Raw genomic sequence first — 5,057 nt, 5'->3', positions numbered from 1 at the left:
GAACCATCAGGACCCGCCGCATACGCCACACTGCCGACCGGACCCTGATCAGACACCCTCGCACCCGTCCACGCACCAGAAGGCGACCGCATATTCCAGAACACCCGGCCCACGCGAGGCCCCGACGGATGCCACCAGGAGGTCTCCCGCCGAGCCCCCGGCCAGCCGAAGCTGAAATGGATGTGATCGGTGTGCGGGCTGGCACCGTTGTAGGGGGCCCAGGATCCGTCCTGCCAGATGCGGCGGTTCCAGATGATGTACATGATTCCCAGACGGCGAACCATCGCGTTCCGGTTTCCGTACCGGTCGGTCGCCAGCAACCAGTTCAGCAGGTCGTTGGCGTGCGCGTTCTGAGTAGGGTTCGAGACATTGAAGTGGTAGTCCAGCGCCCTGCCTTCCTTGTGTTCGCTGGTTCCACCTGAGTTACAGTCCCGGCTGATCCCGGAGATGTGCGTGCCGTACGTCCGGTTGAGCAGGTCACGGAAGTCGAGCACGCCGGGCTTCGCGGCGGGATCGCATGTCGTCTGGTATTGATGGGGAGCGTAACCTTCGATTTCCGGGCCGAAGTTGGGAGTCGGCGGAGCGGCGAGGGCGGCGCCGGGCATCGCGACGACAGCCGTCATCGCAGCCGATAAGGCGAGAAGGATCAGCAGAGCCGACCTGGCGGCCCTCCTGAACGTGGTCGCCGCGTACGACAAGTTCATCTCTTTCCTTTCCGTGCGGCCGTGGCGGGGCGTTGATCACGACCCTCGTCCACGAGAGTCTCGGCTTGCGCACGTCTGCGGTCCAGGACATTTGCCGGACATCAGTCCGAGTAACGGACGCATTGCAGAACAAGGATTTCTGAAGGGATGCCGATAGGTGCTTCGCCGTGCGACTTGGGGTTATGGACGTTTCCTTCGCGGACGCGACCGGACCGTCTGTAAGTTCTCACGGCAGCCGGCTATGAGGGCCAGCCAGGGATAAGTCCGGCAAAAGTCCGGTTTCGGTCCTGGACTGCCGGTCAGCCGGGCTGCATATTGCTGATCAGCTTCGTTTCCGCGGTGCCGCACGGGCTCCAGGATTCCGACTCACGCCACCGGCCCAGCCACAGGGAGAAAATGATGCTGCGTAAGCTGTTCGCGTGCGTCGCCGTGATGACCACTCTGCCGCTGTGGGCGGCTCCGGCCGATGCTCACCGGACGAAGTCCGCCCAGTCCAGTCAGGTCATCCGCAACAAATCGTCCAGGCTGTGTCTGGTCGCCCGAGGGGCGCACGGGTCCCCGATCGCGCAGACATCCTGCGACGCTCACTACGCGGATCAGAAATGGTTTTTCCGTTATCCCTGGGGGACGAGCGATGCCCGCTTTCAGATTCTGAACGTCCACAAGAACCTGTGCTTGGTGGCCCGAGGCTCCACCGAGTCCTCCGCGACGCTCGCCGGCTGCAACGCCACCTGGGCCGATCAGCTCTGGACGAGGAGAGGCTGGGCCCACGTGGACTACGAGCGATTCACCAATGTCAATTCCGGATTGTGCCTGGCAGCGCGGGCTGGGCGGCCGGCGATCCAGACGCGGTGCGGCTCTTGGGACGACCAAGTCTGGTTCCCCTGGTGAGCCCGCCGGCCGCCGAACATGTTGTGCCACCACATGTCCGTGAAGAGGGCAGTTGTGCGTAGTGCTGCGCCGAAATGGGTTACGCAATGGGCCGCCCAGCCGGGAATCGGGTATGGTCCTCGGCCTCACGGCCTCATTGCTCGTGGCGTTACCGGTCTCGGCCGGTGCGCAGCCGGCGGGTGCCGAGGCGCCGGGGTTGTACGTGGTGCAGTTCGCCGGCGCGCCGCTGGCGACGTATTCCGGGAGCGTCGCCGGCATCCCGGCGACGCACTCCCCGCTTTCTCGGGATGTCGGGGCCGGACGGTGTCTGGCGGAGCCATCTGGGCGATCAGGACCGCGCCGGCGAGGGCATGATCATAGGGTGATCGACGGTGGCTTCTGGCCGGAGAACCCCAGCTTCGCGGCACTGCCCGAACCTCGCCCTGACGCCGACGCCATCGCCGCCAAATGGTCCGGTGAGTGTGTCACGGGCGAGCATGAGCCGGTGACCTGCAACAACAAGGTCATCGGGGCTCGGTGGTACAACCAGAGCGGCTACGGAGACCCTGCGAACGGCGAGTTCCTGTCCCCGCGTGACCGTGCCGGCCATGGCAGCCACACGGCGAGCACGGCCGCCGGAGTGCCGGTCGACGCGAGCGCCGCCGGCGCTCCGGTCGGGCAGGTCTCGGGCATGGCGCCCGCCGCCCGTCTGGCGATCTACAAGGCCGTGTGGCACGTCGCGCCCGGTGTCGGAGCGGGCGGCACGACCGACCTGCTCAAGACCATCGACGATGCGGTGGCCGACGGCGTGGACGTCATCAACTTTTCCATTGGCGACGGTTATGACGAGTTCGACCCCACGGATGTCGCCTTCTTCAACGCCGCGGCGGCCGGCGTGTTCGTCGCGACCGCGGCAGGCAACTCCGGCCCAGGCGCCGGCACGCTCGACAACGCCCAGGCGTGGGTGACCACCGTGGCCGCCGGGACGCACGACGTGCGCTACGCCAAGGCCGTCACGCTGGGCAAACCCAGCAACGTCAACTACCCGTCCATCGCCATCGGCGACTTCGTCGGCCGGCAGACCGTCACACGAACCGTCACCGACACGACCGGCCGGGACAGCGTCTACACGGTCAAGGTCGAAGCGCCGCCCGGAATCACGGTGAAGGTCAGCCCTACGGAACTCACCGTGCCGGCCGGTGGCAGCGCGTCCTTCCAGGTGAAGGTCACGGCCGCCACACCGATCATGAACAGGTACGCGTTCGGCTCGCTGACCTGGTCAGACCGGGCCGGACACCGTGTCCGCAGCCCGATCGCGGTCAAGCCGATAATGGTGCGGCACCCGGCCGCGATCACCGGCTCCGGTTCCGCCGGATCGCAAGCGCTCCAAGTGACACCGGGATACAGCGGGACGCTCAAGGCCGCGCCGCTCGGCCTCACGGCGCCGTCCGTCACGACGTCGCGTCTGGTCGGCACGTGTACGTCGTCCGCGACGGGGCTTTCCTCGGTGCCTCCCAGGGCGGAGCGGTCGAGTATTTCTCCGGCACGACATCCTTGGGCATGACGGCGCTGAAGGTCGAGGGGTAGCGCCCGCGGCCGGCCGTCCGAGAGTCCCCTCTTCAGGCGAGACGCGTTCCAGGGCCCGCCATGCCTGCCAGGCATGGCGGGCGGACGTGCCATCGACTGGAGCACATGGCGCAGACCCGGCCGCGGAGCGAGGCGGCCGGGTCGGGCGCGGGCTCGTCCCCAGGCGAGGGCGGCCCCTGACGTGTCAAGGACGGCCAGCGGTCACTGGAGGTAGCCGGAGGGGCCGTCCAGGGACCAGCCCGGCTCGTTGCGCAGGATGGAGTCCTTGTGCGCGGTGATGGCGATGCGCCACTTCGGCTTGTTGTCGTAGTGGAGACGCCAGATCCGCTTGGCCGGATCGCCGGTCTTGCCGACATATCCGAGGATGCCCTCGTTCACGAACTTGCCCGAGGCGATCAGCTTCTTCAGCCCGGCCGGATTGGCCGCGAGGATGTACGACATGGTCGACGTGGACCGGAGCCGGTACAGAGCCGTACCTCCGCGGAACGGCTTCACCGCGACCCGGCCCAGCGGGGTCGGGGTGCGCTTGAAGCCGTGCTTCTGGACGGCGCGCCGAGCCTCGGCGGGGTTGGCGGTGTAGAAGAAGCCCTTGCTCTTGGGCGTGACCAGTTCGATCAGCTGGCTGGTTCGGCCGGTCGGGACAGGGTCGGCGCTGGCGGGCGCGCTGACCGCGACCGACGCGGCCATCGCCGAGAGGGCGGCGATGGCGAGAAAACGCGTTGTCGTCATGCGGTTCCTTGATCGAAGGTGATTCGGACCCAGAGAACCTAGCGGCGCGGTCATTCAGAACGGCCTCAGGTCGTCCTCACCCCTGACCGCGAGCGCCCGTCACGGCCGGTTCAGCAGCACTCCCGTCAGCCGGTCGTAGCGGTGGACCCGCACGTGGGAGTCCGCGTGGTCCCGCAGCCCCTCGACCCGCACGACGAGCACGCCCTGGCGTACGCGGTCCTCGGTGCCGATGCGCAGCCAGGGTTCGCCGTCGCGCAGCGCGGTGACCTCCTTGACCAGGTCGCCGTTGCGCCCCGCCGCGATGGCGTACGCGCGGCCCTGCGGCGAGGTGATGTCGATGCCGCCGTCCTGCCGGAGGGTGAAGGTGACGACGAGGTCGCCGCGGCCGTCGTTCGCGTCGCCCACGAAGTCGTACACCGGCGCGGGATCACCCACGTAGTACTTCAGCCGGCCGAGGCCGGTGACGTCCATGCCGTTGTAGAAGTTGCGGCCGTCGTCGTCGAGCCAGAAATGGGGGTTGTGGGTGGGCGCGGCGAAGTCCGCGCCGGAGTTGTACGAGATGTGCCAGTGCGGAGGATTGTCGGGGTGCAGGGTGTTGTTGGTCTCGATGCCCATCAGCACGAACCGGTGTCCCTTGGCCGCGGCGACGTCGACCATGCCGGAGTCCCGCAGGATGGTGTGGGCCGCGACCAACTGGTGGATCACCGACGCGACCGGGCCCGCCGGCCACGGCACCGTCGTCCACGGTCCCGCGGCGCGGTCGGGATCGTTGTGCTCGATCCGCCAGTGCATGCCCGGTGAGACGTCGGGATGGCTCCAGATCTGCAGGGTCGGCTGGTTGGCGTCGGGCGACGGCTGGGTCATCGGCAGGGTGAAGGACACGCTGTGCCTGTCGCCGGGAACGCGGCGCAGCTCCAGCCGGGTGTCCTGGTGGACGACGGCCTCGACGCGCTCGTCCGGCCAGCGGACGGTGACCTCGATGCCGGCGGCCTCGTGCGGGCCGCGTACGAACGTGTAGAACTCCGCGCGGGAGGCCACGGAATACTTCTCACCCGGCAGGAACTCGTAACCGGAGGGCAGCGTGACCTCGGGCCTGCCGGGTTCGCCGGGCCGGCCGCGTACGACGCGGAAGGCCGCGTAGGCCGTCTCCGCCGCCGAGGCGGGGCC

The 5,057-nt window shown here is 68.0% G+C and carries 5 protein-coding genes; 2 read left to right on the top strand and 3 right to left on the bottom strand.

Annotated features, from left to right (window positions below; all coding sequences use genetic code 11):
* On the bottom strand, positions 1 to 704 hold a 704-nt coding region (locus E1295_RS47030; RefSeq protein WP_484214011.1), incomplete at its 3' end, for a VldE C-terminal domain-containing protein.
* 396 nt (positions 705 to 1,100) lie between these two features.
* On the opposite strand from E1295_RS47030, the gene E1295_RS47025 reads away from it, so the two are divergent.
* Together E1295_RS47025 and E1295_RS47020 are read left to right on the top strand one after the other, a co-directional pair.
* Positions 1,101 to 1,595 (top strand): RICIN domain-containing protein, encoded by a 495-nt coding sequence (locus tag E1295_RS47025; RefSeq protein ID WP_132641739.1) that lies wholly within the window; start codon positions 1,101 to 1,103, stop codon positions 1,593 to 1,595.
* 361 nt (positions 1,596 to 1,956) lie between these two features.
* A complete protein-coding gene (locus E1295_RS47020; protein ID WP_166427779.1) occupies positions 1,957 to 3,138 on the top strand; it encodes a S8 family serine peptidase in 1,182 nt (393 codons plus the stop codon).
* Between the two features lie 224 nt (positions 3,139 to 3,362).
* Here the strand turns inward: E1295_RS47020 and E1295_RS47015 are convergent, their stop codons facing one another.
* The gene (locus E1295_RS47015) at positions 3,363 to 3,890 is read right to left on the bottom strand and encodes a hypothetical protein (protein ID WP_132641735.1); all 528 of its coding nucleotides are present in this window, start codon (positions 3,888 to 3,890) and stop codon (positions 3,363 to 3,365) included.
* Between the two features lie 99 nt (positions 3,891 to 3,989).
* On the bottom strand, positions 3,990 to 5,057 hold a 1,068-nt coding region (locus E1295_RS49545), incomplete at its 5' end, for a hypothetical protein (protein WP_166427778.1).

This window comes from Nonomuraea mesophila (genome assembly GCF_004352805.1).
GTDB classification, from domain to species: domain Bacteria; phylum Actinomycetota; class Actinomycetes; order Streptosporangiales; family Streptosporangiaceae; genus Nonomuraea; species Nonomuraea longispora.
This window is presented reverse-complemented; position numbering and strand designations above follow the sequence as displayed.